The sequence below is a fragment of the Sphingopyxis sp. genome (genome assembly GCF_035998965.1).
In the GTDB taxonomy this organism is placed as follows: Bacteria; Pseudomonadota; Alphaproteobacteria; order Sphingomonadales; family Sphingomonadaceae; genus Sphingopyxis.
Genome location: NZ_DASYHE010000037.1, coordinates 1 through 25498, shown reverse-complemented (window position 1 = coordinate 25498; position 25498 = coordinate 1). Strand labels below are relative to the sequence as shown.

Genomic DNA, 25498 nt, shown 5'->3' with positions numbered 1-25498 from the left:
CCCCTAACCGTTGACGATCATCCCGCCATTGGGATGCAGCACCTGCCCGGACATGTAACTGCTGTCATCGCAGGCCAGAAACAGTAAGCAGGGCGCGACTTCATTCGGTTCACCCGGCCGCTTCATCGGGGTATCCTCGCCGAAGGTCGCAACCTTGTCCGCAGGGGCGCCACCGCGCGGATTGAGCGGGGTCCAGATCGGCCCCGGTGCCACGGCATTCACGCGAATTCCCTTCCCGACCAGATTTTCGCTGAGCGAGCGGGTGAAGGCGGTGATCGCACCCTTGGTTGCGCTATAGTCGAGCAACCCGCCCGATCCCTGGTACATGGTAACGCTGGTGCAATTGACGATCGCCGCGCCTTTGCCAAGATGCGGCAGCGCAGCCTGCACCAGATAGAACATCCCGAAGATGTTGGTGGCAAAGGTGCGTTGCAACTGGTCGGGGCTGATGTCGCGAATGTCCTCGGCGGGGTGCTGCTCCCCGGCGTTGTTGACGAGGATGTCGAGGCGGCCGAGCTTGGCGACCGTTTGCGCGACGATCTTTTCGCCCGATTTTTCCTTGCCGACATCGGCCTTGATCGCGATCGCGCGGCGGCCCTCGCCTTCGACGATCGCCACGGTAGCCTCGGCATCCTGCTTGTTGCTCAGATAAACGATCGCGACATCGGCGCCCTCGCGCGCGAACAGCGCACAAACCGCGCGCCCGATGCCGCTGTCACCGCCGGTGACAATCGCCACTTTGCCGTCGAGCCGCCCCGACCCCGGATAGCGCGGCTGCCATTTGGGCGCGCGGTCGAGCTCGGCCTCGCGATCGGACAGCGGCTTGGAGATCGTCTTGCCTCGCCCAACTTCACGGCGCAGCTTCGTCGCGGCCTTTGCTTTTCCCTTCTGCTCTTTCGGGCTCTCGCCGACCTTCCCGGCTTTCGACTGTTTTGCCATGTGTTTGTCCTTCGATCTCAATTGATGGGGAGGAAGTCGCGTTTGAATTCCGGCTTCACCGCGCCAACCAGCGCCGCGGTCACCGGGACATTGATCTTGTAGCTGCCCTCGGCAAACGGGCCGATCTCGTAGGGGGCGATGGCGATGGTCATGCGGTCAAGATGGCGACCGTCCGACGAGCCGAGCCATACCGTCTGCGCCGATGCGGGCGGGCATTCGCCGAAGGGGCTGTCGGGTGCTTCTTCCGCAACGATGCCCTTCGCTGCCTTGGCGCGCTTGATCCCGGCACAGAACGGCTCGCGGATCGCGGCGTCAAACGCATCGCCGCTGGTGAACAGGTCGAGCGGCTGAAGCAGCTTCGCCCGGTTGCGGTCCCAGAGCAGTGTGGCAAAGCTGGTCATCCCGTGCGCGCCGCCGGTGTAGGTCTGGATTTCTGCCGACAGGCTCAGGAAGCGCGGCGTGTTCGTGACCCGCTCCCAGGTCTGGAGATGGCTATGCGTGCGATAAGGAAACCCCGCCTTCTCTGCTGCGGCCTTGTCGCGCCGGGCTGCGGCGATCAGCGCGTCGCGCCTTGTCCCGCGGTCGTTATCGAGCCACGCGGCCAGGTCCGGGATCGTCGCCGCCTCGCGCGGATAGGCATAAGCGAAGTCGAAAACGTCATTGCTCTCCTTGACGTTCGATGCCGCGGCGTTTTTCGCGTTCGCTTCGGCGACGCTGCTAGGCGGTGCTCCGGGGACCGCAGCGGCGGCAGCCTTCTCGGCGGGCGTGGGCGCATCTTCGCCGCAGCCGGAAAGGAGCGCGGCGCTGGTCAGCAGCAGCAGGATGATGCGAGGCCGTGTTTCAGTTGTCATGCCAGCATAACGCCGGGAATCGACAAAATATCCCCGGCGGCCTAGCACGATCCGCATGACCGACTATTCCGACCTGATCCAGCCCGACAAGGGGCAGGACGCCCGCCCGATCCACCTCGTCGATAAAAAGGGCTATGACGAATGGCTGAAGGGCCGCAGCGCCCGCGAGCGTGCGCACCTTGTCGCGGTGGGGTTCAAGCCCGACGCCTATGTCCACGCAATCCTGCCGGGTGACGACCCGGACAAATGGGCCGTCGTAACCACCGTCGCCAAAGTCGACAGCCTGTCGGCGTGGTGTCTCGCCAAGCTGGGGCAGATCCTGCCCGCCGGACGCTATCGGCTCGAAGGGCAGCAGCCGGGCAAAGCCTTGTTCGGTTGGATGAGCGCGCAATATCGGTTCGATGCTTACCGATCGAAGGTCGAGACCAAGGGGCCGCGCGTGCTGCTGACCACCGATGTCGGCGCGATCGCGCCGATGGTGGCAGAGGTGCGCGCGACCGCGCTCGTCCGCGACATGGTCAACACCCCCGCCGCCGACATGGGGCCGGCGGCAATCGAGAAGGCGGCCGAACGGATCGCCAAGGCGCATGGCGGCAAGCTGACGGTCACCAAGGGCGAAGCACTGGAACAGGGTTATCCGATGATCCACGCCGTCGGACGCGCCGCGGCCAAGCATCACGCCCCGCGCCTGATCGAGATCGAATGGGGCAAGGATAGCGACCCGCGCGTCGCGCTGGTCGGCAAGGGTATCAGCTTCGACAGCGGCGGGCTCGACATCAAACCCGCGTCGGGGATGCGCCTGATGAAGAAAGACATGGGCGGCGCCGCACATGTGCTGGCGCTTGCCGAACTGGTGATGGCGAGCGGCCTGCCCGTGCGACTACACTGTCTGGTCGCGGCGGCGGAAAATGCGATTTCGGCGGATGCGATTCGTCCCGGCGACGTGCTGAAAAGCCGCCTCGGGCTGACGGTCGAGATCGGCAACACCGACGCGGAGGGTCGGCTTGTGCTGGGCGATGCGCTGGCGAAGGCGGGCGAAGCCAAGCCGGAACTGATACTCGATTTCGCGACGCTGACCGGTGCCGCGCGCGTCGCGCTCGGCCCCGACCTGCCGCCGCTGTTCGCCAATGACGATGCGCTGGCGGACGCGATGCTCGCCGCGGGGACCGACCGCGATGATCCGCTGTGGCGGATGCCGCTGTGGGACGGCTATGCCGATCTGCTTGAAACGGACATCGCCGATCTGGGCAACGCAGGCAGTTCGCCCTTTGCCGGGGCGATCACCGCGGCCCTGTTCCTCAAACGCTTTGTGCCGGAAGGCGTGGCGTGGGCGCATCTCGACACCTTTGCCTGGCGCCCGTCGGCAAAACCCGGCCGGCCGAAAGGCGGCGCCGCGCTGGGGTTGCGCGCCGCATGGGCGATGTTGCAGACGCGATACGACCGGCGCGGCAAGGCCTGAACATTCTTGATAAAGCGGGGCCGGCTGGTCTAATGGCGCGCAATTGTCCGCCGGAGGCGCGGACCAGCTATTTACGGGACGACAGGTGACAGCTCAAAGCGGCGACAATATAGCGGCCAACCGCGTCCGCATGGGCCGCCCCGGCGCCGTCGGCGCGGGCCGCGACCGCTTTGGCCTGACCGGTACGTCGCAGGGCTATGATCCGCGCATCGTCGCCATCCGCCCCGATCTGGCCGATATTGCCGTGGCTGGTCAGCATTTTGCTCCCCATTATGCCGCGCCGATGATGCGCAGCGGTGTGTTGCCCGCCGCGGTGCTGCGCGGATCGCCATCGCTCGACGCCGAGCAAACGAGCGAACTGCTGTTCGGCGAGGGATTTGCGTTACTCGACCTGACCGGTGGCTGGGCATGGGGATATTGCCTCGCCGACCATTATGTCGGCTATTTGTCCGCCGATGCGCTCGCCGCACCGATTGCGCCGACGCACCGCGTCGAGATGATCGAAGCGATCCTGCATAACGCGCCCGATGCCGCAAGCGGCGGCCCCGCCGTCCTGCCGCGCGGCGCGCTGGTGATGGGCGAGGTCGAGGGCGAGTGGCTCGCCACCGCGCATGGGTATCTGCCGCTCGCCGCACTGGTCGAGGTCGGCAGCGAAGATGCCGACCCCGCCGGACGCGCCGAGGAACTGATGGGCACCCCCTATTTGTGGGGCGGCCGCACGTCGAAGGGCATCGACTGTTCGGGGCTAGTCCAGCTGAGCTGGGCCGCTGCCGGGGTGCAGTTGCCGCGCGACAGCGATTTACAGCTGGCAGCTTTGGGCGCGGACAAAGATGTCGACCCGGCGGCGCTCGCACGCGGCGATCTGGTGTTCTTCCCCGGCCATGTCGGGATCATGGCGGACGGCGAAAACATCATCCACGCCAGCCGACGATGGATGGCAGTGAAAACAGAACCGCTGGCCGACGTCATCGCGCGTTCGGCCGCCAAGGATCATAATCCGCCGGTGAGCAGATATAAACGACTGCGATAAATCATGACACAAACGGTCTTCATCGACGGCGCGGCGGGAACGACGGGCCTGGAAATTGCCGAGCGGTTGGCGGGGCGGAGCGAGTTTTCGCTGCTGACGCTCGACGACGCGCGGCGCAAGGATGCTGGCGCGCGGCGCGAGGCGCTAAACGACGCCGATTTCGTCATCCTCTGCCTGCCCGACGATGCCGCGCGCGACGCGGTGGCGATGATCGGCAATGACCGCACCCGCGTCATCGACGCGTCGACCGCGCACCGCGTCGCGCCCGGCTGGGTCTATGGCTTTCCCGAGGTCAGCGGGCATGACGCCGTTGCCAACGCTGCGCGGGTCAGCAACCCCGGCTGCTATTCGACCGGCTTCATCGCACTGATCGCGCCGCTGGTCCGCGCCGGGCTGCTCCCCGCCGACTGGCCCTATGCCTGCAACGCCGTCAGCGGCTATTCGGGCGGCGGCAAGGCGTTGATCGAGCGCTTCGAGCAGGACCGCGACATTGCTTGGCGCGGCTATAGCTTGGGCCTAGGTCACAAGCATGTGCCGGAGATGCAAGCGCATTGCGGTCTGTCGATCTCACCGCTGTTCTCGCCGTCGGTCATCCCCGCGCATCGCGGTATGGTCGTCGATGTCCAGCTGCCGCTGGCGGCGATGCCCCATGCTGGCTCGCCAGATGCGCTGCGCGCCGCGCTCGCCGATTTTTATGCCGCCAGCCCGGTCGTGGTGATGGGCGAGGCGCCGACGGACGGCGAAATGCTGCTCCGCGCCTCGGACGCGGGGGACGACCGGATCGAACTGTTCGTGTTCGGGAACGCCGACGCCAGTCAGGCGCGCCTGATCGCGCGGCTCGACAATTTGGGCAAGGGCGCGAGCGGTGCGTGTGTGCAGAATCTCAACATCATGGCGGGATTGCCCGAAACGGCGGGATTGCGACTATAACCCCCAACTCGTCATCCCGGCGAAGCTGAGGAAGGGCGACCGTCGTGCGTTCAATGTACCGTGTCTAGCACATCCTCGGCCGCCAGATAGGTGATCAGTCGTTCGATCTGGCGCCAGCGCGCAAAATGGACGTGATTGCCCAACACCCGATATTGTTCGGCGCGCGCAGCCGCGGCGAATCCCGCCTCCTCGCCATGCATCCGGATGAGCGCATGGGCGTCCTCGACCGCAGCGCGATCAGTCAGAAATGGTGCAGGCAGGTGCATGGAATCCCCGTCTTTGCCTTGGAGCCGCTGTCCTAAAGCGCGCGCCTCACCGCGCCGTTCCCAACCGTGATGAAGATTCCGGTAAGGTTAATGCTGGTCCAAGCGGCGTTAACCACAGGCGCGATTTCGGCAGGCGCGTTTCGCCCCTTTGCCGCCGCGCTTCGGCCGTGTAGATAAGGGCGATGCGCAAGATCCTGAAATATGTCGCCCTCGCCCTGCTGCTGCTGATCATCGTCGGCGGCGTGACGCTTTACATCATGTCGAGGCCCGACGTGGCGCGCTTCTCTACCGCCGAACTCAGCGGCCGGGTGCCGGTAATGGCGTCGCAAAAGACCGAGACATTCCCGACCATCAACGTGCCCGAAGTCACCGGGTGGCCCGCGGGTCAGGCGCCGCGCGCTGCACAGGGTCTGGCGGTCGTCCGCTTTGCCGATGGGCTTGATCACCCTCGCACCATGCTCGTGCTGCCCAATGGCGACGTGCTGGTCGCCGAAGCGCAAAGCCCGCCGCGCGACACGTCGGGGATCGAGGGCAAGATCATGGGCCGCCTGATGAGCAAGGCGGGCGCCGGGGGCGTGTCGGCCAATCGCATCAGCCTGCTCCGCGACGCCGACGGCGACGGACGGGCCGAGGTCAAGACCGCCTATATCACCGGACTCAACTCACCCTATGGCATGGCGCTGGTCGGTGACACGCTGTACGTCGCCAACACCGATGCGCTGCTCGCCTTCCCCTATGTGGCGGGCGAGACAAAGATGAGCGGCAAACCGGCGAAAATCGTCGACCTGCCCGCCAAAGGCACCAACCGTCACTGGACCAAAAGTCTGGCCGCCGCACCCAATGGTTGGCTTTACATTGGCGTCGGCGCCGACAGCAACATCGGCGAAAAGGGCATGAACCGCGAGTTCCGCCGCGCCAGCGTGCTCGAAGTGCGCCCCGATCAGAAATATGTCCGCACCTTTGCCTCGGGCATCCGCAATCCCGTCGGACTGGGCTTTTATCCCGGCAGCGACCGGCTGTGGACGGTGGTCAACGAACGCGACATGCTGGGCAGCGATCTGGTTCCCGACTATCTGGCCGATGTAACCGAGGGCGATTTTTACGGCTGGCCCTGGTATTATTGGGGTGGCTTCGTCGATCCGCGCGTTGAACCCGAGGCTGAGGATCGCCGCCAATATGTCAAGCGTCCTGCCTATGGCCTGGGCGCCCACACCGCACCGCTCGGCATGACCTTTACCCAGGGCCTCGACCTGGGTGAGCGCTGGGCGAACGGCGCGCTGATCGCATTGCACGGGTCGTGGAATCGCGAACCGGCCGCGGGATACAGCGTCGTGTTCGTCAAGTTCGGCGCCAACGGCAAACCGGTCGATGCGCTGCCCGTCACCCTGCTCGACCGTTTTCTGGCGTCCGACAACAAAACCGCCCGCGGTCGCCCAGCCGATGTGAAGGTCGCCAAGGACGGCAGCGCGCTGATCGCCGACGATAGCGGCGGGGTTATCTGGCGGGTGGCAAAGACTGGTTAAGCCCTTGTATCCTTAAGGTGGAAACGCGCGATCAGATGGTCGCGCACTGCCGGGTCATCGGACAGCCCTATTGCCTGCTCAGCGCTCGCCCGCGCTGCCTCGTGATTGCCCAGCGCCCGCATGACGGCGGCATGTGCCGCCCAATAGGGTTGATGTGCGCGCAGACGTTCGCTTGGCAGCCGAGCGAGCGCGGACGCCGCCGCTTCGGCCTGTCCGTCGTCGAGCAGCGCCGCGACGCGGCCAATGCTGGCACCGAAGCTGGGTGCACGATCGACGAGTAGGTTGTACAAGCCAACGATAGCGCCGGTGGGCACGGCGCGGCCGAACGCCCGCTGACTATGAGCGGATTGAATCGCGGCTTCGCACTGAAAGCGCCCGAACCGGGCGTGACGCGACGCGGCGATCAACAGCGCATCGCCCGCCTCGATCAGCGATTTTGACCACAACGACACATTCTGGTCTGCCAGTGGGACGAACCGGCCAGCAGCGTCGCGCCGCGCCGGTCGCCGGGCTTCGCAAAACAGCATCAGCGCAAGCAATCCCTTGGTTTCGGGTTCGCCGGGCAACAGATCGACGAGCAGCCGGGCGAGGAATATCGCTTCTGCCGAAAGGTCATCGGCGAGCGTGGCGCCGACCGGCAAATCTTCCCAGGCGAGCCCAAAGGCACTGTAAATCGTTTCAAGCACCGGCGGCAGACGCTCGGCAAGCCGCTCCGGATCGGGCACGGCAAAGGCGATGCCCGCCGCGCGGATCTTTGTCTTTGCCCGGACAAGCCGCTGGCTCATGGTCGCCGGGGCGACAAGAAAGGCTCTTGCGATACGCGCCGCGTCAAGACCCAGAACGGCCTGCAACATCAAGGGCGTTCGCACCCCGGCGTCGATCGCGGGATGCGCACAGACAAACAGCAATTTGAGCCGCTCGTCAGGGAATTCTTGCGACTTTTCGGTCACTTCCTGTTCCAGCATTCGCAGATCGTCGGCGTAGCCGGCGGCACGGCCGTCGCGGCGGTAGCGGTCGATCGCATGGTTGCGCGCCGCAGTTACCAACCAGCCGACGGGATTGGCCGGAATGCCTTGCTCCGGCCAGCGTTGCAACGCTGCCAGCAAGGCATCCGACAGCGCGTCTTCTGCCCCGGCAATATCGCCAGAACGCGACGCCAATATGGCCACCAGTCGGCCATAGGCGTCGCGCGCGGCGCGTTCGACCGCAGCAACCGCTGCGCTCATGCAGCGTTCGGCGGCGGCATCACCGGACGGATTTCAACCGAAGCGGTCGCCGCCGACGGCGCCTGCGCAGCCCAGGCGAGTGCCGCATCAAGATCGTCAACCTCGATGACGAAATAGCCCGCCAGCTGTTCCTTGCTGTCGGCGAACGGGCCATCCTCGACAATTTGCTCGCCATCGCGGATCCGCACGGTGGTCGCCGTTTCGGGCGGTAACAGGCCGTCACCATTTACGACGATACCGGCCGCCGCCATCGCGCCGATGAATGTATTCCAGCCCGCCCAATAGCCATCGGCCCGCGCAGGGTCGTTTCGGTCAGCAAAATCGGCGGCGGTTTCGTTGAGAATCAGCATATATTGCATGAGAATTTCCTTTTTGAATATCACGCGCCTTCAGGCGAGGTGGCCCGCAATGCGCGCACGGCGCGCCCACAGGGTGAGGATGAGCATCAACATGGTCGACGAGCCGACGATGGCAATTGTCGGGGCGCCAAAGGCGGCAAACACGCCGAACCAGATGTCCCCGATGACCAGCAGCACAAAAGCTGCAAGGGAGATCGCCAACAGCGGCATCGCAACCGGCCGTTTGAGCGCCAGCAACAGGCAGGCCGCTGTCCCCACAAAAACGGCGACCGCAAAGGCGGCGGTCATCCATGCCGGCAGCCCGGCGTAAAGTTCGGCCTGCGCCGCGGTCATGCCCTGCGCCATCAGCGACGCGGGGCTTGCCCGATATTGCACGGCAAACTGAACGATACCGAACGCATTCCATGCGGCACCGGCAGCCGCCGCAACTCGCAGCGGGACGATCGGCGGCGACGCAATGGCCAAATTTGTCATGGCAGTCCTCCATCAAGACGAAGGACTGCATCATGCCGTCCTTCACCCCCATGACGACGGTGCCGCGGCAATTTCGACATCCTCCGAAAAAAAAGATCGGAGGCGGCGGCGGACTACACCCGCATCGGCATCAAGACATAGAGCGCAGGGCTTTTTTCGTTTTCGCGGATCAGCGTCGGGGCGTTCGCGTCGGCAAGGTGCAGTTCAACCGTGTCGCCATCAACCTGGCCCAGAATGTCGCTGAGGTAGCGGGCGTTAAAGCCGATTTCCATCGCTTCGCTGTCATAAACCGCCGCGACTTCTTCGGCCGCGGTGCCATTTTCCGGGCTCGTCACCGACAACGTGATGCGGTCCTTGTCGAGCCCGACCTTGACCGCGCGGGTCTTTTCGCTGGCGATCGTCGAAACGCGGTCAACGCCCTGATACAGGCTCTTCGGATCGACCTTGAGCAGCTTGTCGTTCGCGGTCGGGATGACGCGGCTGTAATCGGGAAAGGTGCCGTCGATCAGCTTCGAGGTCAGGATGGCGTTGCCAAGCTGAAAGCGGATCTTGCTCGCCGACAGGCTGATTTCGACATTGCCCTCCGCCTCGTCGAGCAGCTTGCGGATTTCGGTGACGCATTTGCGCGGCACGATGACGTCGGGCATCGTCTCTGCGCCCTCGGGACGCGTGACGGTATAGCGTGCGAGGCGGTGGCCGTCGGTCGCCGCGGCCTTCAGCACCGGACCCGACGCGTCTTCGGCGACATGCAGGAAGATGCCGTTGAGATAATAGCGCGTTTCTTCGGTCGAGATCGCAAAGCGCGTCTTGTCGATGATCTGGATCAGCGCGGCGACCGGCAGTTCGAAATTGGTCGGCAGGTCGCCCTCGGCGATCACCGGGAAATCGTCGCGCGGCAAGGTCGGCAGGTTGAAGTTCGAGCGGCCGGCCTTGACCTGCATCTTGCCCTCGGCGGCGGCGAGGCTGACCTCGGCCCCCTCGGGCAGCTTGCGCGCGATTTCGAACAAAGTGTGCGCCGACACGGTGGTTGTCCCGGCGGTTTCGACCTTCGCCGCGATCGTTTCGACGACCTGCAAGTCGAGGTCGGTCGCCATCAGCTTCAGCTGGCCCGACGCATCGGCTTCGATCAGGACGTTCGACAGGATGGGAATGGTATTGCGCCGCTCGACCACCGACTGGACGTGGCCAAGGCTCTTCAACAACACTGCGCGTTCGATCGTCGCTTTCATTCTAATCCGCCATCCCTGTGTTTCGCGGGAGAAGTCCCTGAAAGGGCCGCCGTCAAAGGCGATTCGTCGCCCCGATTCCCGGCCCCTGAAAATGCCCACCTTCCTTAACGCACGCATCGGCACGTGCAAGCCATGCTTGCAAAGCATCCCCAATCGCGCGAACGAGGGCCGATGCGGCGCCGGGCCTCCCTTTTCCTGATATTGGTGGCGATGCCCGCGATGACGCTCGCCGCCGCGCCGACGGCGCTCGGCATTTTCGACGGCTGGGGCGCGTTCCGCGACCCCGGCACCCCGCGCTGTTACGCCTTGGCCGCCCCAGCGGCGACGATCGGCACGCCGCAGGTCAAGGCCTATGCCAGCGTCGGTTACTGGCCCAAATCGCGGATCCGCGGCCAATTCTATGTCCGCCTGTCGAAAGCGCGCGCGCCCGGACGCGACCTGCGCCTGACCATCGGCAGCCGCCGCTTCATCCTGACCGGCAATGGCGCGCATGGCTGGGCGAGCGATCCACGGATGGACGCCGCCATCGTCGCCGCGATGCGGTCGGCGCCGAGCATGAGCGTCGCGAGCAGCACAACAAGCGGCGGCGCGATCGCCGACACGTACCGGCTGCGTGGTGCAGCGACCGCGATTGATGCGGCGGCACTGGGGTGTGCGCGGCTGGGGTGAACATCTGCCTTCGCTTGTGCCTCAGCACTCAGATTTCACCGTAGCCCTGAGCCTGTCAAAGGGCGCTTCGCGGACAGGCGCCCTTCGACAGGCTCAGGGCTACGGTAAGGGAAAAAAGCAAAATCCTATTCGCGCGCCAGGTTGGTCAACTCAACCGCCAGGAAATCGAGCACCAACCGCACCCGCGGCACATGGCGCAACCGTTCGTGGGTCAACAACCACAGTCCCGTGGTGTCTTCCTTCTTTGGCGGGATGCAGCGGATCAGATCGGGTTCGCGATTGGCGATAAAGCCGGGCAGGATCGTCAGCCCCATTCCCGATCGCACCCCGGCGAGCAGGCCGGGGGCGCTGTCATATTTCACCACCACCGACTCCTCCAGCCCATATTGCCGCAGCCAGGCCAGATACGGCGTCCACACGCCCCCGCCGCCACCGATGAACGGGTGCGCCGCAAGCTCCTCGCGGCTGTGCGGGATGCCATGGCGGTCGGCATAGTCGCGGCTGCAATAAACCGTCCATGGATTGTCGGCGATACGCCGCCCGACCAGCCCCGCGCCGGTCGGCTGTTTGCTGCTGCGGATCGCAATGTCGGCGGCGCCGCTCGCCAGATCGCGCTGCTCGTCCGACGTATCCAGCTGGATATGGATGCCGGGGTGCGCGGCGCGCAGGTCGCGCAGGATCGGCGGCAGGATCGTGACCGCAAAGATCTCCATCGTCGTCAGGCTGACGGTGCCGCCGACTTCGCGCGATGACGCGCTGGCCGCTTCGCCGAAACGGTCGGCGGCATCGCGCACCGCCGCGGCGCGGCCCAGCATCGCCTCGCCCACCGGGGTCAGCGCATAGCCCGCCTGCCGCCGTTCGAAGAGGTTGAGCCCGGTCGCGGCCTCCAGCGCCGCAATGCGCCGCGCGACGGTCGTCTGGCTGACGCGCAGCGCCTGCGCCGCGGACAGCGTGCTGCCCGTCTCGGCAACGGCCAGAAAGGCTTTGAGGTCGTTCCAATCGTACATGCCGGTTTGTGCGTCATAACTGCCGCCACAGCATTCTGCAATTTTGCAGAACGGCCGTGCAACATCGTTGCTCCTGCCGCGCCGATCGATCGCTTATCTGCGCCGTACCGGCTTCCTCCCCTCCTCTTTGGCCGGTCGATGGAGACACAAGATGAAAAAGCTTCTGATCCTCGCCGCGCTGGCCGCCACCTCGGTGAGCCAGCCCGCCCTCGCCCAATCGGCGCCCGCGAACCCGAGCGTCGCCGTCCAGCACCGCGACCTCGACCTGCGGACCGAGGCCGGTGCCAAAAGCCTCGACCGCCGCATCTGGCGCGCGGTCGTCGAAGTGTGCGGCACCGCGTCGGATTTTGATCTGAAAGGCAAGAACGACGTGCGGCAATGCCGCACCGACACGCGGCTGGCCGCTTCGGCGCAGGCCGATGTGGCGATCGCCGACGCGACGCGCAATCAGGCGATCCGCGTCAGCTCGATCCGCAAATGATCCGCGTAGCCGGGGCAATGTTGGCTGACGAAAAGCGAGATGCCTATTTCATCAACCCCTGCCCCGGCACCCAGCGCAGGTCGCAGCTGGTCGTCTGACCCAATTGCACCCGGTCCCAAACCGCCTTGTCGGCATCGCTTCCTATGATCCGCGGCTTTGCGAAGGGTCGCCGGTCAAGATATAATCCGCTGATAAAGGCGGTCAGTTGCTTGCCCTCGATCATGCGCGACGCTTTGGAATAGATGACATAGATTTGCGGCAGCTGTCCGCGCCGCACAACCGTCTGCGTCTTGGTCGAAGCGACCGCCACGTCGCCCGCGCCGGGCGCCGCCAGCCCATTGTAATCGGCAAAAATCCACTGCCCCGCCGGACCCGAAATCAGCAATTCGACCCCGCTCGCCCCGGCACCATTGACCTCTGCCTTCTCGCCCGACTCTAAAAGAATCGTCGAGTGGCGGGTGCATATCTTTTGCCCGGTGGCAGCGGCAGCCGCATGCGGCGTGGTGAGCGTCGCGGCGAGAACGGCGATCAAGGAAAGAAAACGGATCATTCGGATAGCCTTTTCTGTGAACAAATCATTTTGTCGTCGTCCGGATATCGCGGTGTTCTTCGAAGGAAAAAAACCACGCGCACGTTGCCTCCAGCGTTTCACGTGAGGGCAGCTCGGACGTGTTGGACAGATGGACCAACCGCAGGCTGCGGCCATCGTCCTTGACCAATGCCCCCGGCGTGAAAATGGGTCCGACGGTTCCGCTGCCGATCTCGCCAGGCACATAGCGCCATCCGGCTGCCGTCGCCCGATCCAGGACTTCCGCCTCGCTCAGGCAGCGCCCCTTATATTCGGCCTCGGTCGCCGGGTTGACACCGGTGCTCAGGAAATCGATCGTGAAAACGTCCTTGCGACCCCAGTCGCCTTCGCTGCTACGCTGATAGGTCGCGATGATCATTTCCCAATTATCGATGCCCGCCAGTGCAACCTGATGGGCCGCGTTGATGATGTAGAAGCCGTTCGGTTCCCACCCCTCGCGCCGGGTGAATTCCGGCACAGCAAGAACAGCTTGCAGCCAGGCGACGCTCACATCGCCGCTCGGCGCCTCTATCAATTGGGCGAGGCGCCGGTTGACCTCGACAAAACCATAGTCGCAGACCGCATCGCTGTTGCTCGACCAGTTCGAATAATGTTTGATCGGTCGCGCGCCCGCGGTGCAGCCGACGCCATGGCCCGAATGGGGCGGCTCTGCGGCGGCAGGACGGGATATCGCGGCGATCGCTAGCGCAGCGACCAGCATGGGCAAACGCATAAGGCCTCCAGCCAGAACAGGCATCGACCCCTAGATTGCCCAAGCTGACCAAATTGTGATCGGCGTCATAGGATAGCCGGTCGCCCGGCCCAACCTGCCGTCAATCGCGGTTATCGAATGCCGAACGCGCGGCTTCAACCGCCGCCAGATGCGTTTCCGCCCCGGCCCAAACCCCGCAGAAAGCCTCGCCCAGACTGTGTCCCAGCGCGGTCAGACGATATTCCACCTTGGGCGGCACGACCGGGTGAACGGTGCGATGTACTAGTCCATCGCGCTCCATCGCGCGCAGCGTTTGGGTCAGCATCTTCTGGCTGATTCCGGGAACCAGGCGCGCCAGTTCAGTGAAACGGCAGGTGCCGTGTTCCTCCAGCTCCTCCAGCACGAGCAAGGTCCATTTGTCGGCGACTCGGCCAATGAGTTCGTTGACGAGCGTTTCAACGCGCGGATCGACTGGCGCATTCGGATCATAGGCGATTTTTTCAGGGGCGGACATGGCGGAAAATCCAAATCTCTCTTTCTGGTAACTATGGCACTTTCGGGTGCCTACTTTCTTTTGGAGAGTATAGCGGTATCTAGGCCTTCTCACCACCCCAAAGGAGGCATTCATGAAAACCACAGGCAACACCATCCTCGTCACCGGCGGGGGTTCGGGCATCGGGCTGGCCCTTGCGCAGCGCTGGCACGACGCCGGCAACCACATCATCATCACCGGCCGCAACGCTGCTAAGCTCGACGCCGCGATTGCCGGACGGCCCAATATGTCGGCGATGACGCTCGACGTCACCGATGCCGCCGCCATCGCGGCCTTTGCCAAAGAGGTGGTCGCAAGGCATCCCGGCCTGAATGTGCTGGTCAACAATGCCGGGATCATGAGCAGCGAGGACGCGAGCGCGAAACGCGACCTGACCGACGCCGAAGCAACGGTCATCACCAATATCCTTGGCCCGATCCGGCTGACCGACGCGCTGGTCGATCATCTGGTGGCGCAGGACGATGCCGCAATCGTCAATGTCACGTCGGGGCTGGCGTTCGTGCCGTTGCCCAAGGCGCCGACCTATTCGGCGACCAAGGCCGCGATGCACAGCTATTCGGTGGCGCTGCGCACCCAGCTCGACGGCAAGGTCGAGGTTATCGAGCTGGCGCCGCCCGCGGTGCGCACCGACCTGACCCCCGGCCAGTCGACGCGCGAGGGCTATATGCCGCTGGACGATTTCGCCGATGAAGTCATGGCGCTGTTTGCGCAGCAACCGACCCCGGAAGAAATCCTGGTTCAGAACGTCCTGCCGCTGCGTCAGGCCGAAGCGAACGGCAATGTGGCGACGGTACTGGGGATGCTGGCATCACTATAGTCGCGTCCGAACGGGCCGCTTACGCCGGGGCTGGCGTAAGCGGCCCGTTGTCCCTATATGCGCGGCCATCATGCAGATTCCCGGCCATATCGACCCCGTCACGACGGGTACCGTCCCGTTGCGCGGCGGCAACCGCATCGACCTGGTCGGGCTGACCCGCGACGCCATTGGGGGCGTGCTGGTCGAGGCGGGGCTCGACGCCAAAGCGGCGAAGCTGCGCGCCAAGCAAATCTGGCACTGGATGTACCACCGCGGCGTTACCGATTTCGAGGCGATGACCGACATCGCCAAGACGATGCGCCCCTGGCTGAACGACCGCTTCATCATCGGCCGCCCGACGGTGCGCGAGGCGCAGGTGTCGAGCGACGGGACGCGCAAATGGCTGCTCGCCGCCGCCGACGGGCAGGAATATGAAATGGTCTTCATCCCCGACGCCGATCGGGGAACCTTATGCGTGTCGAGCCAGGTCGGCTGCACGCTCAATTGCCGCTTCTGCCACACCGGCACCATGCGCCTCGTCCGCAACCTCGCCGCGGGCGAAATCGTCGGGCAAGTGATGCTGGCGCGCGACGAACTGGGCGAATGGCCCAAGGGGACGATGGCGGGTTTCGGCCCCGACCCCGAGGATGATGACGACGAAGAGGGCGGCCATTACACCGCCGACGGCCGCATCCTGACCAACATCGTGATGATGGGGATGGGCGAGCCGCTGTATAATTTCGACGAGGTCAAGGGTGCGCTCAAGATCGTGATGGACGGCGACGGGCTGGCGCTGTCCCGGCGCCGGATCACGCTGTCGACCAGCGGCGTCGTGCCGATGATGGCGCGCGCGGGCGAAGAAATCGGCGTCAACCTGGCGGTGTCGCTGCACGCGGTGTCGAAGGAAGTGCGCGACGAAATCGTCCCGCTCAACCGCAAATATGGCATCGACGAATTGCTGAAAGCGTGCGCCGATTATCCGGGCGCGGGCAATTCGCGGCGCATCACCTTCGAATATGTGATGCTGAAGGACAAGAACGACAGCGACGACGACGCGCGCGAACTCGTCCGGCTGATCCGCGAATATGGCTTGCATGCCAAGGTCAACCTGATCCCGTTCAATCCCTGGCCCGGCGCGATGTATGAATGTTCGTCGCCCGAGCGCGTCCGCGCGTTCAGCAACCTGATTTTCAAGGCCGGGATTTCGGCGCCGGTGCGCACCCCGCGCGGGCGCGACATCATGGCGGCGTGCGGGCAGCTGAAAAGCGCCGCGACCAAGCCGACGCGCGCCGAACTCGACCGGATTGCGGAAGAGAAACAGGCCGCGCTGGACTGATCTTTTTTCGTCATCCCGGCGAAGGCCGGGATCTCTCCCTCGTGTTTCCATGGACCGGCGAGATCCCGGGCTTCGCCGGGATGATGAAATTGGAGCGCAGTTTTCCGGGAGATTCTGCCATTGCCGCTGCATAGCTATTCTGTACTGTGTGGTAAAAATAACACAGGTAAGAAAATTGTCACATGATGACACTTCCGTTCATTGAAGCGACAGCTGCCAACGCCATTTAGGCGGTGGACCGCGGCCCAAAGGGCGTGGCCATATAAAGCAGAAGGAAAACAAAATGAAGAAATTCGCAGTTGCAGCCGCTCTCCTGACGGCCATCGTTGCAACCCCCGCTATGGCAGCCGAAGGCGGCGAAGGCCGCGTCGAAGTGCGCGGCGGCCTGATCACCGGCAACGGCATCGACGAAGGCACCCTCGGCTTGGCCGCTGGCTATGACTTCGACCTTGGCTCGGCCGCGTTTGTCGGCGCCGAAGTCGCGGGCGACAAGGTGCTTGTCGACGGTGCGGACGTCCAATTCTCGGCCGGTGGCCGCGTCGGCGCCAAGGTTGGCGCGAACGGCAAGGCCTATGTCACCGCTGGCTACACCTTCAGCGACATCGAAGATCCGTATGTCGGCGCCGGTTATCAGCACAAGCTGGGCCAGAACCTGTACGCCAAGGCCGAATATCGTCACCAGTTCATCGAGAACTTCGGCGACTTCGACACCTTCGTCGCGGGCGTCGGCTTCGCGTTCTGATCTTTCGGACAGCGAAACGAAACAGGAAGGGGCGGCCGATTGGTCGCCCCTTTTCATTTGTGTGCAACCCGGCCACGGTGAGCTGATGACGGCTTTCTTCTATATTGCCGCGGCGCTTGCCGAGATCGCGGGTTGCTTTGCCTTTTGGGCGTGGCTGCGGCTGGACAAATCGGTGTGGTGGCTGGCGCCCGGCATGGCGTCGCTGGCGCTATTCGCTTATTTGCTGACGCTCGTGGACGCCGAACATGCGGGACGCACTTACGCCGCCTATGGCGGGGTGTATATCGTCGCGGCGCTGTTGTGGCTGTGGGCGTTCGAGGGGGCGAAGCCTGACCGCTGGGATCTGATTGGCGCGGCGGTGTGTCTGGGCGGCGCGGCGATTATCCTGTTCGGGCCGCGGGGGAGTTAGGTTTCGATCCTCCCTGTGGCGAAGCCGTGGGGAGGTGGCAGTCCGCAGGACTGACGGAGGGGCATTGGCGCTACCGTTGCGGCCCCTCCACCACTCGCTTCGCGAGCGGTCCCCCTCCCCATGGCTTCGCCACAGGGAGGAGCGATTTATTCCGCGTCCGGCAGCGCCTGTTCGACCAGCGGCGCCAGCGCTTCGGCCACCACCGTCACCCCCTTTGCATTGGGATGCATATTGTCGCCCAGCATCAGCGCCTTTTCCGTCACGACATTGTCGAGAATGAACGGATAAAAACTCACATCATATTTGGCCGCAAGTTCGGAATAGATCGGATTGAATTTCTTGGCGTAATCGCTGCCCATGTTCGGTGCGGCCATCATGCCGGTGAGCAGCACCGGAATCTCGCGCTTCTGAAGCTCGGCGAGCATCGCGTCGAGGTTGTCACGTGTCTGGTCGGGGCCGATGCCGCGCAGCATGTCGTTGCCGCCGAGCCCCAGCAGCACCAGCGCGGGTTTTACCTTGGCATTGTCGAGGACATAGGTCAGCCGCTGGCGCCCTGCCGCGGTGGTATCGCCCGACACCCCGGCGTTTTGCACCCGCGCCACCACGCCGTCGGCGGCCAGCGCCGTCTGCAATTGCGGCGCCAAGCCCTCTTTCGGCCCAAGCTGATACCCGGCGTACAGGCTGTCACCAAAAGCGATGACCAGCGGTGCGTCGGCCGGAATCGCGGGGGCTGCCTTGGCGGCCACCTTGTCGTTGGTCGAAGCCGACGGGTTTTCCGCCGATCCACACCCGGCAAGCGGTTGGCAAAGCGCAATCGCGCAACCATATATAGCGTAAGAGCGCCATCCGGTCGTTCTCATTTCCAAAGGGTCCTTTCCTTGACCGACGCTCGACTTTCGCCTGATATGGCGATCGCCGCCCATAATGTGACGCTGACCCTCGGCAGCGACAAGGCCCCCGTCGAAATTTTGCGCGGCGTCGATCTGGAGGTTCCCGCGGGCGCCTCGGTCGCACTGCTCGGCCCTTCGGGCTCGGGCAAAAGCTCGCTGATGGCGGTGCTCGCGGGGCTGGAGCGCGCCAATGGCGGCAGCATCCGCGTCGCGGGACTCGATTTCACCACGATGGACGAGGACGAACTCGCGCGGGCGCGGCGCGGGCGGATCGGCATTGTGCTCCAGGCGTTTCATTTGCTGCCGACGATGACCGCGCTGGAAAATGTCGCGGTCCCGCTGGAGCTGGCGGGGATCGCCGATCCGTTCGGGCGTGCCGCCGCCGAACTCGAAGCCGTCGGGCTGGGCCACCGGCTGACCCATTATCCGGCGCAGCTGTCGGGCGGCGAGCAACAGCGCGTTGCGATCGCGCGCGCGATGGCGAGCTCGCCCGCAATCATCTTTGCCGACGAGCCGACGGGCAATCTGGACACCGCGACCGGGCAGTCGATCATCGACCTGATCTTTGCGCGCCGCGCGGCGTTGGGCGCGACGCTGCTGATCATCACCCACGATCCGGAACTAGCGCAGCATTGCGACCGGGTGGTTGTGATGCATGATGGGCGGATTGAGGAACGGGTAACGTGATGGGCAAAGCGATCCTCCCCCAAAGGGGGAGGGGGACCATGCGAAGCATGGTGGAGGGGCACATGCAGGCACAGGCTGTGTTTGGCCGCTCGTGCCCCTCCACCACCCTTCGGGTGGTCCCCCTCCCCGTTCCGGGGAGGATCGGCTGATGCTCCCCCTCGCTTCCCTCTGGCGGATCGCCCGCCGCGATCTCGCGACGCGCATCCGCGGCCTGCGGCTGCTCGCGGTCTGCCTGTTCCTCGGCGTCGCGACGCTCGCCGCGATCGGCAGCCTGACGCGCGGCATCACCTCCGAGCTTGAGGTGCGCGGGCAGACGATCCTGGGCGGCGATATTGAATTCGGCATTCCGCAGCGCGAAGCCACCGCCGAAGAAATGGCGGCATTCCGCAAGGCAGGAACGACATCGTCCACGGTGCGGATGCGCGCAATGGCGAATGCGCCCGCGGGCGACGCGCTATTGTCCGAACTCAAGGCGGTCGATGGCGCCTATCCGCTTTATGGGACACTGCGGCTCGAAAGCGGCGTCCGCCGCGGCCCACCACCCGCGGGCAGCATCTGGATCGGCAAGGATCTCGCGTCGCGGCTTGACCTGAACGTAGGCAGCCGAGTGAAGTTTGGCGAAAAAGCGTTCCTTATTGACGGCATCATTGCCGAAGAACCCGACCGGCTGGGCGAAGGTTTCACCCTCGGCCCCGTCGCAATCATCGGTATCGCCGACCTCCCCGCGACCCAGCTAATCCAGCCGGGCAGCCTGTTCGAAAGCAAATATCGTGTCCGCTTGCCCGCCAGTGCCAACCCCGAAGCGGTCGGCGAGGCGCTGACCGCCCAATTCTCCGGCGCGGGCTGGGACATCACCGACCGCAGCAACGGCGCCCCCGGAACGCGGCGCTTTATCGAGCGCATGGGGCAGTTCCTGTCGCTTGTGGGTCTTGCTGCGTTGGTGATCGCGGGCATCGGCGTCGGCAACGGCGTGGCGAGTTATCTGGCGGGCAAACGCCCCGGCCTTGCGACGCTGAAAGTTCTCGGCGCCGACAGCGCGACGGTGCTGCGCATCTATGGCTTGCAGATTTTGGCGGTCGCCGCGGTGTCGATCTTTGCCGGTTTGGTCGTCGGCGCGCTGGCGCCGTTCGCGATCGGCGCGATTGCTGGCGACGTGCTGCCCGTCCGCCCGGGCTTCGCGCTCTATCCGCTGCCGCTTGCGGTCAGCGCCGCCTATGGGCTTTTGATCGCTGTCGCCTTCGCCATGCCGCCGCTCGCTGCCACGAAGCATATTCCCGCCGCGGGGCTCTATCGCGCGACCGTCGACAAGGCAGCGCGGATCGATCGGCCCGCGCTGGTCGCCGTTGCAGTGGCGCTGATCGCGATCGTCGCACTCGCCGTCGGTACCGCGCGCGAGCCGTTGTTCGCGCTCGGCTTTATCGGCGCCGCAATCGGTTTGCTGCTGATCCTCGTCGGGCTCGGCTGGCTGGTGCGCCGCATTGCCAGCCGCCTGCCGCGCCCACGCCGTCCATTGCTGCGCCTCGCACTCGCCAACCTCCATCGTCCCGGCGCCTCGACCGGCGCACTGGTGGTCGCGCTCGGGCTGGGCCTGACCCTGTTCGTGACGCTTGCCGCGATCCAGACGAGCATCACCAACGAAATTGCACGCACCGTGCCGCAGCGCGCGCCGAGCTTTTTTGTGCTCGACGTCCCGCGCGACGGCGCCGCGCAATTCCGCAATCTCGTCACCAAGGCCGCGCCCGACGCGCAGATCAACATGATCCCCGCGCTGCGCGGCAGCGTCACCGAATTTCGCGGCCAGCGCGTCGACGAACTCGCCGAATTGCCCGAGGGCGCGTGGGTGCTGCGCGGCGACCGTGGGCTGACGTACAGCGCGGTGCCGCCCAGCGGCAGCGAGTTGGTTGGCGGCCAATGGTGGGCGGCCGATTACAAAGGACCGCCGCTGGTCAGCGTCGAGCAGGAAGTTGCCACGTCGCTGGGACTCAAGATCGGCGACACGCTGAGCGTCAACGTGCTGGGGGTCGAGGTGCAGGCCAAGGTCGCCTCCTACCGCACCGTGCAGTGGGACAATTTCGGGCTCAATTATGTGCTCGTATTCTCGCCCGGCACCTTCGACGCCGCACCGCACAATATGGTCGCGACCGTTGCCGTCGATGCGCAGGCCGAAACCGAGCTGGCGCGCAGCATCCCGCGCGCGTTCCCCTCGGCCTCGCTGATCGCGGTTCGCGATGTCGTCTCGCAAGTGACCATCCTGCTCACGCAAATGAGTCAGGCCATTGCCGCGGCCGCAAGCATCGCGATCCTTGCCGGCATTGCGGTGCTGATCGGCGCGATTGCCGCCAGCCGCGAACGCCGCGTGTATGACAGCGTCATCCTGAAACTGCTCGGCGCGACGCGGCGTCAGATATTGGGCGCGCAGGCGATGGAATATGCCGTGCTGGCCGCAGTGCTGGCGGTGCTGGCGCTCGGGTTGGGACTGATCGCGGCGCGCTATGTCGTCGTCAGCCTGTTCGACTTCACCTTCGCGCCCGATCCGCTGATCGTCGGGGCGACGCTGATCGGCGGAGCGGGATTGTCGTTCCTGATCGGTATCGCGGGCAGTTGGCCACTGCTGTCGGCGAAACCCGCGCAGGCGCTGCGGAGCCTTTAGTTCAGGACCCGCACCACCGCCGCCACCGCAGCAATGCCCAGCACAACCGCGACCATCGCCTGCCACACATGCGGCGCGACGCGGCCGAAGTGGCGCCCGCCGACATAATTGCCGATCCACATCGGCGCGAAGAGCAGCAGCGACAGGATCAGCAACCGCGAGGTGGCGATCCCGACCCACAGCGCCGCCAGCGTCCCGGCGATCGCGGTCGCGAAAAAGATCAGCATCATCGACGCGCGCGACGTCTTGGGCGGCAGCGCGCTGCGGAGGTAAAAGGGCACGACCGGCGGCCCGGGCATCGCCGCAAAGCCGGTCAGGATGCCGGACACCACGCCGGTGCCACCAATCGCCAGCCGACCCGGGCGATGCCCCTCGGGCTGTTTGGGGAGCAGCACCGCAACGAAGGCGCCAACGGCGACCAGCGTGATCAGCAGCCGCGCCACGTCGGGCGTCGTCGCATCGAGCGCGATCATCCCGAGCGGCGTCGCCGCCATCGCGACGAGCGCGATCGGTACGGCGGTCGAGCGGTCGGCGTCGGCGAGGATGACCTTCAGCCCGACCGGCCCGATCAGCAGTTGCAGCAGGATGCCGAGCACCACCGCCTCGCCCGGGGTGATAATCAGCCCAAGCAAAGGCACGAGGATGATCGCCATCCCGAACCCAGTGAGCCCGCGCACATAGGCCGCGCCAAAGGTCATCGCCGCGGCACCGGCAAGGGTGAGCGGGGCAAGCCCGACAAGCTGCGCGAGACCGGTCATTTGCCCTGTGCCTTTGGCCCGAGCGTCACCAACCACGCGTCGGGCGGGGTCAGATAGCGCAGCGGCAGCAAGCTGGTCCCCAGCCCTGCCCCGACGAAGACGCGCTGGCCGTCGTCGGTCATGTCGCCGCACGCAAAGCGGTCGCCGTAGCGCGAGACATAGGTGAGCGCGCCGACAAAGGGGAAACGGATCTGGCCGCAATGGGTGTGGCCGGCAAAGATCGCAGCGACCGGGCGCTGGACGTCGGGAATGATGTCGGGGCTGTGCGTGAGGAGCAGAGGGACACCGGAGCCAAGCCGATCCATGGCCGCAAGCGTCGCGGGGACATCGTCATGCCCCGAATAGTCATCATCGACCCCGCCGATGATCAGCGGGCCGAGCTTCACCGCTTCATTCTGCAACACGCGCAGCCCGCGCTTCTCCAGTTCGCCGCTCAGCGCGTCGGGTTTGAACCAATGGTCGTGATTGCCCGGCGCCACCACAACGCCGAGCGGCGCGCGCAGCTTGCCGAGCGGCGCGACGACTTCGGCGGCGGTGTAGATATGCGTCGCGCTGCGCTTCTCACTGACGAGATCGCCCGCGATCAGCACAAGGTCGGGGCGCAGTCGATTGAGCTGCGCGATGATTCGCGTCAGCCGTTCGGGCGGCATGTCAGGACCGGCGACATGGATGTCCGACAGCAACAGCAGTTTCAGCGGCGGCTGCCCCGCCGGCCAGTCGGCGACCGCAACCGTCGCGGTACGTATCACCGGATCGCGCGTCGCATTCCAATAGCCCTTGGCGAGCAAGGCCACGCCGAGCAGCGCCAGCAGCAACAGCCCGCGCCACCACCGGCGCGGGGGACGTTCGGGCGTGGCGATCAATGGCGCAGGTCGGGCGGGGTCGCTTCGCCCTTGAGCAGCGCAATCGCTTCGGCGAGCGGCATGATGCGCTGGCCTTCCTGCCCAAGAGTGCGGATCGCGACCGTGCCTTCGTCGGCCTCGCGCTTGCCGACGACGAGCAGAAACGGAACCTTCGCCAGGCTGTGTTCGCGGACCTTGTAGTTGATCTTTTCGTTGCGCAGGTCGGTTTCGACGCGGATCCCCGCCGCCGCCAACTGTGCGGTGGCATCGCGTGCATAATCATCGGCATCTGACACGATCGTCGCAACCACCGCCTGCACCGGCGCCAGCCACACGGGCAGCTTGCCCGCAAAATGTTCGATCAGGATGCCGATGAAGCGCTCGTAGCTGCCAAAGATCGCGCGGTGCAGCATCACCGGCCGGTGGCGCTCGCCATCCTCAGCAATGTAGGATGCGTCGAGGCGGTCGGGCAACACGCGGTCCGACTGGATCGTCCCGACCTGCCACGTCCGGCCGATCGCGTCGGTCAGATGCCATTCCAGCTTGGGTGCATAAAAGGCGCCCTCGCCCGGCAATTCTTCCCAGCCATATTCGTCGGTGTTAAGTCCGGCCGCGACCACTGCGGCGCGCAGCTCGGTTTCGGCCATGTCCCACATCTCTTCGGTCCCGAAGCGCTTTTCGGGGCGCAGCGCGAGCTTGATCGAATAGGTGAAGCCGAATTCCTTGTAGATGCGGTCGGCGAGCGCGCAAAAGGCCTGCACCTCGCTGACGATCTGATCCTCGCGGCAGAAGATATGCGCGTCGTCCTGCGTGAACTGGCGGACGCGCATCAATCCGTGGAGCGCACCGTGCGGTTCGTTGCGATGGCAGCAGCCATTTTCATAGAGGCGCAGCGGCAGGTCTCGGTACGACTTCATGCCCTGGCGAAAGATCAGCACGTGCGCCGGGCAATTCATCGGCTTGAGCGCCATCCACTCGGCCTCGTCCGAGATGATCGGCCCTTCGTCGTCGACGTTCGGCACTTCGTCGGGGATCACGAACATATTTTCGCGATATTTGCCCCAATGGCCCGACTGCTCCCATTGGCGCGCGTCCATGACCTGCGGCGTCTTGACCTCGCGGTAGCCCGCGCCGTCGATCGCGCGGCGCATATAGGCCTCCAGCTCGCGCCAGATCATATAGCCTTTCGGGTGCCAGAACACCGACCCATGCGCCTCGGCTTGCAGGTGGAACAGGTCCATCTCCTGCCCCAGCTTGCGGTGGTCGCGCTTCGCGGCTTCCTCGAGCCGGACGAGATGCTCGGCGAGCTGCTTCTTGTTGAGCCAGCCGGTGCCGTAGATACGCGACAGCTGGGCATTCTTCTGGTCGCCGCGCCAATAGGCGCCCGATACGCGCGTGAGTTTGAACGCCGCGGGGTCGAGCTTACCCGTCGAGGCGAGGTGCGGGCCGCGGCACATGTCCATCCAGCCCCCCTCTCCGCTTTGGCCGCCGCTGCGATAGACGGTCAGCTCCTCGTCCGCGGGGAGCTCGGCGGCCCATTCGGCCTTGAACGTCTCGCCATCGGCCTGCCATTTGGCGATCAGCTTGTCGCGCTCCCACACTTCGCGCGTCAGCGGCAGGTCGGCGGCGATGATCCGGCGCATCTCTTCCTCGATCAGCGGCAGCTCTTCGTCGCGAAACGGACCATGTTCGGCGGTTGGCGCGAAGTCGTAATAGAAGCCGTCGCCGGTCGACGGGCCAAAGGTGATCTGCGTGCCGGGGAACAGGTTTTGCACCGCTTCGGCCAGGATATGCGCATAGTCGTGCCGCACCAGTTCGAGCGCATCGGCCTCGTCGCGGCTCGTCACCAGCGCCAGGTTGGTGTCTTCCTCAAGCGGGCGCATGATGTCGCGCAGCTCGCCGTCGATCCGCGCCGCGAGCGCCGCCTTGGCAAGGCCGGGTCCGATGTCGGCGGCGATCTCAGCCGGGGTGGTCCCGCGCACGACGTCCCGGGCAGAGCCATCGGGAAGGGTGACGCGGATCATCTGGGACATCGAAACTATAGCCTTTCTGGGCAAAATTGCCGGGTTCCTTTGCCAGCATGCGGTGGGGGCGGCAAGGGGCGGATTCACA

Annotated in this window: 27 protein-coding genes; 12 read left to right on the top strand and 15 right to left on the bottom strand. The window is 65.1% G+C overall.

Annotated features, from left to right (window positions below; genetic code table 11):
• Window positions 1-3: 3 nt before the first annotated feature.
• Window positions 4-939 (bottom strand): SDR family oxidoreductase, encoded by a 936-nt coding sequence (locus tag VGN68_RS05225; protein WP_327474564.1) that lies wholly within the window; start codon window positions 937-939, stop codon window positions 4-6.
• A 17-nt stretch (window positions 940-956) separates the two neighbouring features.
• Window positions 957-1790 (bottom strand): DUF4163 domain-containing protein, encoded by an 834-nt coding sequence (locus VGN68_RS05220; protein WP_327474562.1) that lies wholly within the window; start codon window positions 1788-1790, stop codon window positions 957-959.
• Between the two features lie 55 nt (window positions 1791-1845).
• On the opposite strand from VGN68_RS05220, the gene VGN68_RS05215 reads away from it, so the two are divergent.
• The 3 genes from VGN68_RS05215 to argC all read left to right on the top strand — a co-directional run bounded on the left by VGN68_RS05215 (window position 1846) and on the right by argC (window position 5209).
• A complete protein-coding gene (locus tag VGN68_RS05215) occupies window positions 1846-3249 on the top strand; it encodes a leucyl aminopeptidase family protein (RefSeq protein ID WP_327474560.1) in 1404 nt (467 codons plus the stop codon).
• An 85-nt stretch (window positions 3250-3334) separates the two neighbouring features.
• Window positions 3335-4279, top strand: a complete 945-nt coding sequence (locus VGN68_RS05210; RefSeq protein WP_327474559.1) for a C40 family peptidase — start codon at window positions 3335-3337, stop codon at window positions 4277-4279.
• Window positions 4280-4282: 3 nt separating this feature from the next.
• Window positions 4283-5209: an N-acetyl-gamma-glutamyl-phosphate reductase gene (gene argC, locus VGN68_RS05205; protein WP_327474557.1), complete on the top strand. Its 927-nt coding sequence runs from the start codon at window positions 4283-4285 to the stop codon at window positions 5207-5209.
• Window positions 5210-5259: 50 nt separating this feature from the next.
• Here argC and VGN68_RS05200 read toward each other — a convergent pair whose 3' ends face one another.
• The gene (locus tag VGN68_RS05200) at window positions 5260-5475 is read right to left on the bottom strand and encodes a hypothetical protein (RefSeq protein ID WP_293703599.1); all 216 of its coding nucleotides are present in this window, start codon (window positions 5473-5475) and stop codon (window positions 5260-5262) included.
• Window positions 5476-5657: 182 nt separating this feature from the next.
• Between VGN68_RS05200 and VGN68_RS05195 the strand changes: the two genes are divergently transcribed.
• Window positions 5658-6998: a sorbosone dehydrogenase family protein gene (locus VGN68_RS05195; protein ID WP_327474553.1), complete on the top strand. Its 1341-nt coding sequence runs from the start codon at window positions 5658-5660 to the stop codon at window positions 6996-6998.
• Here VGN68_RS05195 and VGN68_RS05190 read toward each other — a convergent pair.
• The 4 genes from VGN68_RS05190 to dnaN all read right to left on the bottom strand — a co-directional run bounded on the left by VGN68_RS05190 (window position 6995) and on the right by dnaN (window position 10286).
• Window positions 6995-8224: an RNA polymerase sigma factor gene (locus VGN68_RS05190; protein ID WP_327474551.1), complete on the bottom strand. Its 1230-nt coding sequence runs from the start codon at window positions 8222-8224 to the stop codon at window positions 6995-6997. The two genes, VGN68_RS05195 and VGN68_RS05190, sit on opposite strands and share 4 nt — an antisense overlap.
• Window positions 8221-8583: a YciI family protein gene (locus VGN68_RS05185; RefSeq protein ID WP_327474549.1), complete on the bottom strand. Its 363-nt coding sequence runs from the start codon at window positions 8581-8583 to the stop codon at window positions 8221-8223. The genes VGN68_RS05190 and VGN68_RS05185 overlap by 4 nt, the downstream gene beginning before the upstream one ends.
• Before the next feature lie 30 nt (window positions 8584-8613).
• Window positions 8614-9057 (bottom strand): hypothetical protein, encoded by a 444-nt coding sequence (locus VGN68_RS05180; protein ID WP_327474547.1) that lies wholly within the window; start codon window positions 9055-9057, stop codon window positions 8614-8616.
• Window positions 9058-9170: 113 nt separating this feature from the next.
• Entirely contained in the window at window positions 9171-10286 is a 1116-nt protein-coding gene (gene dnaN, locus VGN68_RS05175) for a DNA polymerase III subunit beta (RefSeq protein ID WP_327474545.1), read from the bottom strand.
• Window positions 10287-10457: 171 nt separating this feature from the next.
• Here dnaN and VGN68_RS05170 point away from each other — a divergent pair, with 171 nt between their 5' ends.
• Entirely contained in the window at window positions 10458-10955 is a 498-nt protein-coding gene (locus VGN68_RS05170; protein ID WP_327474543.1) for a hypothetical protein, read from the top strand.
• A gap of 125 nt (window positions 10956-11080) precedes the next feature.
• On the opposite strand, the gene VGN68_RS05165 is transcribed toward VGN68_RS05170, so the two are convergent.
• Window positions 11081-11962 carry a LysR family transcriptional regulator gene (locus VGN68_RS05165; protein ID WP_327474541.1) on the bottom strand — a complete coding sequence of 294 codons (882 nt, stop codon included), beginning with the start codon at window positions 11960-11962 and terminating at the stop codon, window positions 11081-11083.
• Between the two features lie 151 nt (window positions 11963-12113).
• Between VGN68_RS05165 and VGN68_RS05160 the strand changes: the two genes are divergently transcribed.
• Window positions 12114-12443, top strand: coding sequence for a UrcA family protein (locus VGN68_RS05160; RefSeq protein WP_327474539.1), 330 nt, complete (start codon window positions 12114-12116; stop codon window positions 12441-12443).
• Window positions 12444-12486: 43 nt separating this feature from the next.
• Here the strand turns inward: VGN68_RS05160 and VGN68_RS05155 are convergent, their stop codons facing one another.
• The 3 genes from VGN68_RS05155 to VGN68_RS05145 form a co-directional block, all read right to left on the bottom strand.
• Window positions 12487-12993, bottom strand: a complete 507-nt coding sequence (locus VGN68_RS05155) for a hypothetical protein (RefSeq protein ID WP_327474537.1) — start codon at window positions 12991-12993, stop codon at window positions 12487-12489.
• Between the two features lie 25 nt (window positions 12994-13018).
• On the bottom strand, window positions 13019-13744 hold the full coding sequence (locus VGN68_RS05150) for a hypothetical protein (protein WP_327474535.1): 726 nt from the start codon (window positions 13742-13744) through the stop codon (window positions 13019-13021).
• Between the two features lie 100 nt (window positions 13745-13844).
• Window positions 13845-14237, bottom strand: coding sequence for a helix-turn-helix domain-containing protein (locus tag VGN68_RS05145; RefSeq protein WP_327474533.1), 393 nt, complete (start codon window positions 14235-14237; stop codon window positions 13845-13847).
• 112 nt (window positions 14238-14349) lie between these two features.
• On the opposite strand from VGN68_RS05145, the gene VGN68_RS05140 reads away from it, so the two are divergent.
• From VGN68_RS05140 to VGN68_RS05125, 4 genes are all read left to right on the top strand, one after another.
• Window positions 14350-15093 (top strand): SDR family oxidoreductase, encoded by a 744-nt coding sequence (locus VGN68_RS05140; protein ID WP_327474531.1) that lies wholly within the window; start codon window positions 14350-14352, stop codon window positions 15091-15093.
• Between the two features lie 70 nt (window positions 15094-15163).
• On the top strand, window positions 15164-16408 hold the full coding sequence (rlmN, locus tag VGN68_RS05135; protein WP_327474529.1) for a 23S rRNA (adenine(2503)-C(2))-methyltransferase RlmN: 1245 nt from the start codon (window positions 15164-15166) through the stop codon (window positions 16406-16408).
• Between the two features lie 283 nt (window positions 16409-16691).
• Window positions 16692-17150: an outer membrane beta-barrel protein gene (locus tag VGN68_RS05130; RefSeq protein ID WP_327474527.1), complete on the top strand. Its 459-nt coding sequence runs from the start codon at window positions 16692-16694 to the stop codon at window positions 17148-17150.
• Between the two features lie 85 nt (window positions 17151-17235).
• A complete protein-coding gene (locus VGN68_RS05125; RefSeq protein ID WP_327474525.1) occupies window positions 17236-17559 on the top strand; it encodes a YnfA family protein in 324 nt (107 codons plus the stop codon).
• 146 nt (window positions 17560-17705) lie between these two features.
• On the opposite strand, the gene VGN68_RS05120 is transcribed toward VGN68_RS05125, so the two are convergent.
• Entirely contained in the window at window positions 17706-18419 is a 714-nt protein-coding gene (locus tag VGN68_RS05120; RefSeq protein WP_327474523.1) for an arylesterase, read from the bottom strand.
• A 45-nt stretch (window positions 18420-18464) separates the two neighbouring features.
• Between VGN68_RS05120 and VGN68_RS05115 the strand changes: the two genes are divergently transcribed.
• Both VGN68_RS05115 and VGN68_RS05110 read left to right on the top strand, forming a co-directional pair.
• Window positions 18465-19136, top strand: coding sequence for an ABC transporter ATP-binding protein (locus VGN68_RS05115; protein ID WP_327474607.1), 672 nt, complete (start codon window positions 18465-18467; stop codon window positions 19134-19136).
• 148 nt (window positions 19137-19284) lie between these two features.
• The gene (locus tag VGN68_RS05110) at window positions 19285-21786 is read left to right on the top strand and encodes an ABC transporter permease (RefSeq protein ID WP_327474521.1); all 2502 of its coding nucleotides are present in this window, start codon (window positions 19285-19287) and stop codon (window positions 21784-21786) included.
• Here VGN68_RS05110 and VGN68_RS05105 read toward each other — a convergent pair.
• Genes VGN68_RS05105 through thrS form a run of 3 tightly spaced genes read right to left on the bottom strand, consistent with a single transcriptional unit; the run spans window position 21783 to window position 25419 of the window.
• Window positions 21783-22544: a sulfite exporter TauE/SafE family protein gene (locus VGN68_RS05105; RefSeq protein WP_327474519.1), complete on the bottom strand. Its 762-nt coding sequence runs from the start codon at window positions 22542-22544 to the stop codon at window positions 21783-21785. The two genes, VGN68_RS05110 and VGN68_RS05105, sit on opposite strands and share 4 nt — an antisense overlap.
• Window positions 22541-23407: a metallophosphoesterase gene (locus tag VGN68_RS05100; protein WP_327474517.1), complete on the bottom strand. Its 867-nt coding sequence runs from the start codon at window positions 23405-23407 to the stop codon at window positions 22541-22543. The genes VGN68_RS05105 and VGN68_RS05100 overlap by 4 nt, the downstream gene beginning before the upstream one ends.
• Entirely contained in the window at window positions 23404-25419 is a 2016-nt protein-coding gene (thrS, locus tag VGN68_RS05095; protein ID WP_327474515.1) for a threonine--tRNA ligase, read from the bottom strand. Before thrS ends, VGN68_RS05100 begins: the two co-directional genes overlap by 4 nt.
• Window positions 25420-25498: the final 79 nt, after the last annotated feature.

Coding starts and splice junctions, on each gene's coding strand:
- VGN68_RS05120 (WP_327474523.1), bottom strand. CDS start 18,419: ATGAGAACGACCGGATGGCGCTCTTACGCTATATATGGTTGCGCGATT.
- VGN68_RS05140 (WP_327474531.1), top strand. CDS start 14,350: ATGAAAACCACAGGCAACACCATCCTCGTCACCGGCGGGGGTTCGGGC.
- VGN68_RS05165 (WP_327474541.1), bottom strand. CDS start 11,962: ATGTACGATTGGAACGACCTCAAAGCCTTTCTGGCCGTTGCCGAGACG.
- VGN68_RS05105 (WP_327474519.1), bottom strand. CDS start 22,544: ATGACCGGTCTCGCGCAGCTTGTCGGGCTTGCCCCGCTCACCCTTGCC.
- VGN68_RS05125 (WP_327474525.1), top strand. CDS start 17,236: ATGACGGCTTTCTTCTATATTGCCGCGGCGCTTGCCGAGATCGCGGGT.
- VGN68_RS05115 (WP_327474607.1), top strand. CDS start 18,465: ATGGCGATCGCCGCCCATAATGTGACGCTGACCCTCGGCAGCGACAAG.
- VGN68_RS05150 (WP_327474535.1), bottom strand. CDS start 13,744: ATGCGTTTGCCCATGCTGGTCGCTGCGCTAGCGATCGCCGCGATATCC.
- VGN68_RS05220 (WP_327474562.1), bottom strand. CDS start 1,790: ATGACAACTGAAACACGGCCTCGCATCATCCTGCTGCTGCTGACCAGC.
- VGN68_RS05170 (WP_327474543.1), top strand. CDS start 10,458: ATGCGGCGCCGGGCCTCCCTTTTCCTGATATTGGTGGCGATGCCCGCG.
- VGN68_RS05225 (WP_327474564.1), bottom strand. CDS start 939: ATGGCAAAACAGTCGAAAGCCGGGAAGGTCGGCGAGAGCCCGAAAGAG.
- VGN68_RS05155 (WP_327474537.1), bottom strand. CDS start 12,993: ATGATCCGTTTTCTTTCCTTGATCGCCGTTCTCGCCGCGACGCTCACC.
- VGN68_RS05130 (WP_327474527.1), top strand. CDS start 16,692: ATGAAGAAATTCGCAGTTGCAGCCGCTCTCCTGACGGCCATCGTTGCA.
- dnaN (WP_327474545.1), bottom strand. CDS start 10,286: ATGAAAGCGACGATCGAACGCGCAGTGTTGTTGAAGAGCCTTGGCCAC.
- VGN68_RS05215 (WP_327474560.1), top strand. CDS start 1,846: ATGACCGACTATTCCGACCTGATCCAGCCCGACAAGGGGCAGGACGCC.
- VGN68_RS05190 (WP_327474551.1), bottom strand. CDS start 8,224: ATGAGCGCAGCGGTTGCTGCGGTCGAACGCGCCGCGCGCGACGCCTAT.
- thrS (WP_327474515.1), bottom strand. CDS start 25,419: ATGTCCCAGATGATCCGCGTCACCCTTCCCGATGGCTCTGCCCGGGAC.
- VGN68_RS05200 (WP_293703599.1), bottom strand. CDS start 5,475: ATGCACCTGCCTGCACCATTTCTGACTGATCGCGCTGCGGTCGAGGAC.
- VGN68_RS05185 (WP_327474549.1), bottom strand. CDS start 8,583: ATGCAATATATGCTGATTCTCAACGAAACCGCCGCCGATTTTGCTGAC.
- argC (WP_327474557.1), top strand. CDS start 4,283: ATGACACAAACGGTCTTCATCGACGGCGCGGCGGGAACGACGGGCCTG.
- VGN68_RS05180 (WP_327474547.1), bottom strand. CDS start 9,057: ATGACAAATTTGGCCATTGCGTCGCCGCCGATCGTCCCGCTGCGAGTT.
- VGN68_RS05160 (WP_327474539.1), top strand. CDS start 12,114: ATGAAAAAGCTTCTGATCCTCGCCGCGCTGGCCGCCACCTCGGTGAGC.
- rlmN (WP_327474529.1), top strand. CDS start 15,164: ATGCAGATTCCCGGCCATATCGACCCCGTCACGACGGGTACCGTCCCG.
- VGN68_RS05145 (WP_327474533.1), bottom strand. CDS start 14,237: ATGTCCGCCCCTGAAAAAATCGCCTATGATCCGAATGCGCCAGTCGAT.
- VGN68_RS05195 (WP_327474553.1), top strand. CDS start 5,658: ATGCGCAAGATCCTGAAATATGTCGCCCTCGCCCTGCTGCTGCTGATC.
- VGN68_RS05110 (WP_327474521.1), top strand. CDS start 19,285: ATGCTCCCCCTCGCTTCCCTCTGGCGGATCGCCCGCCGCGATCTCGCG.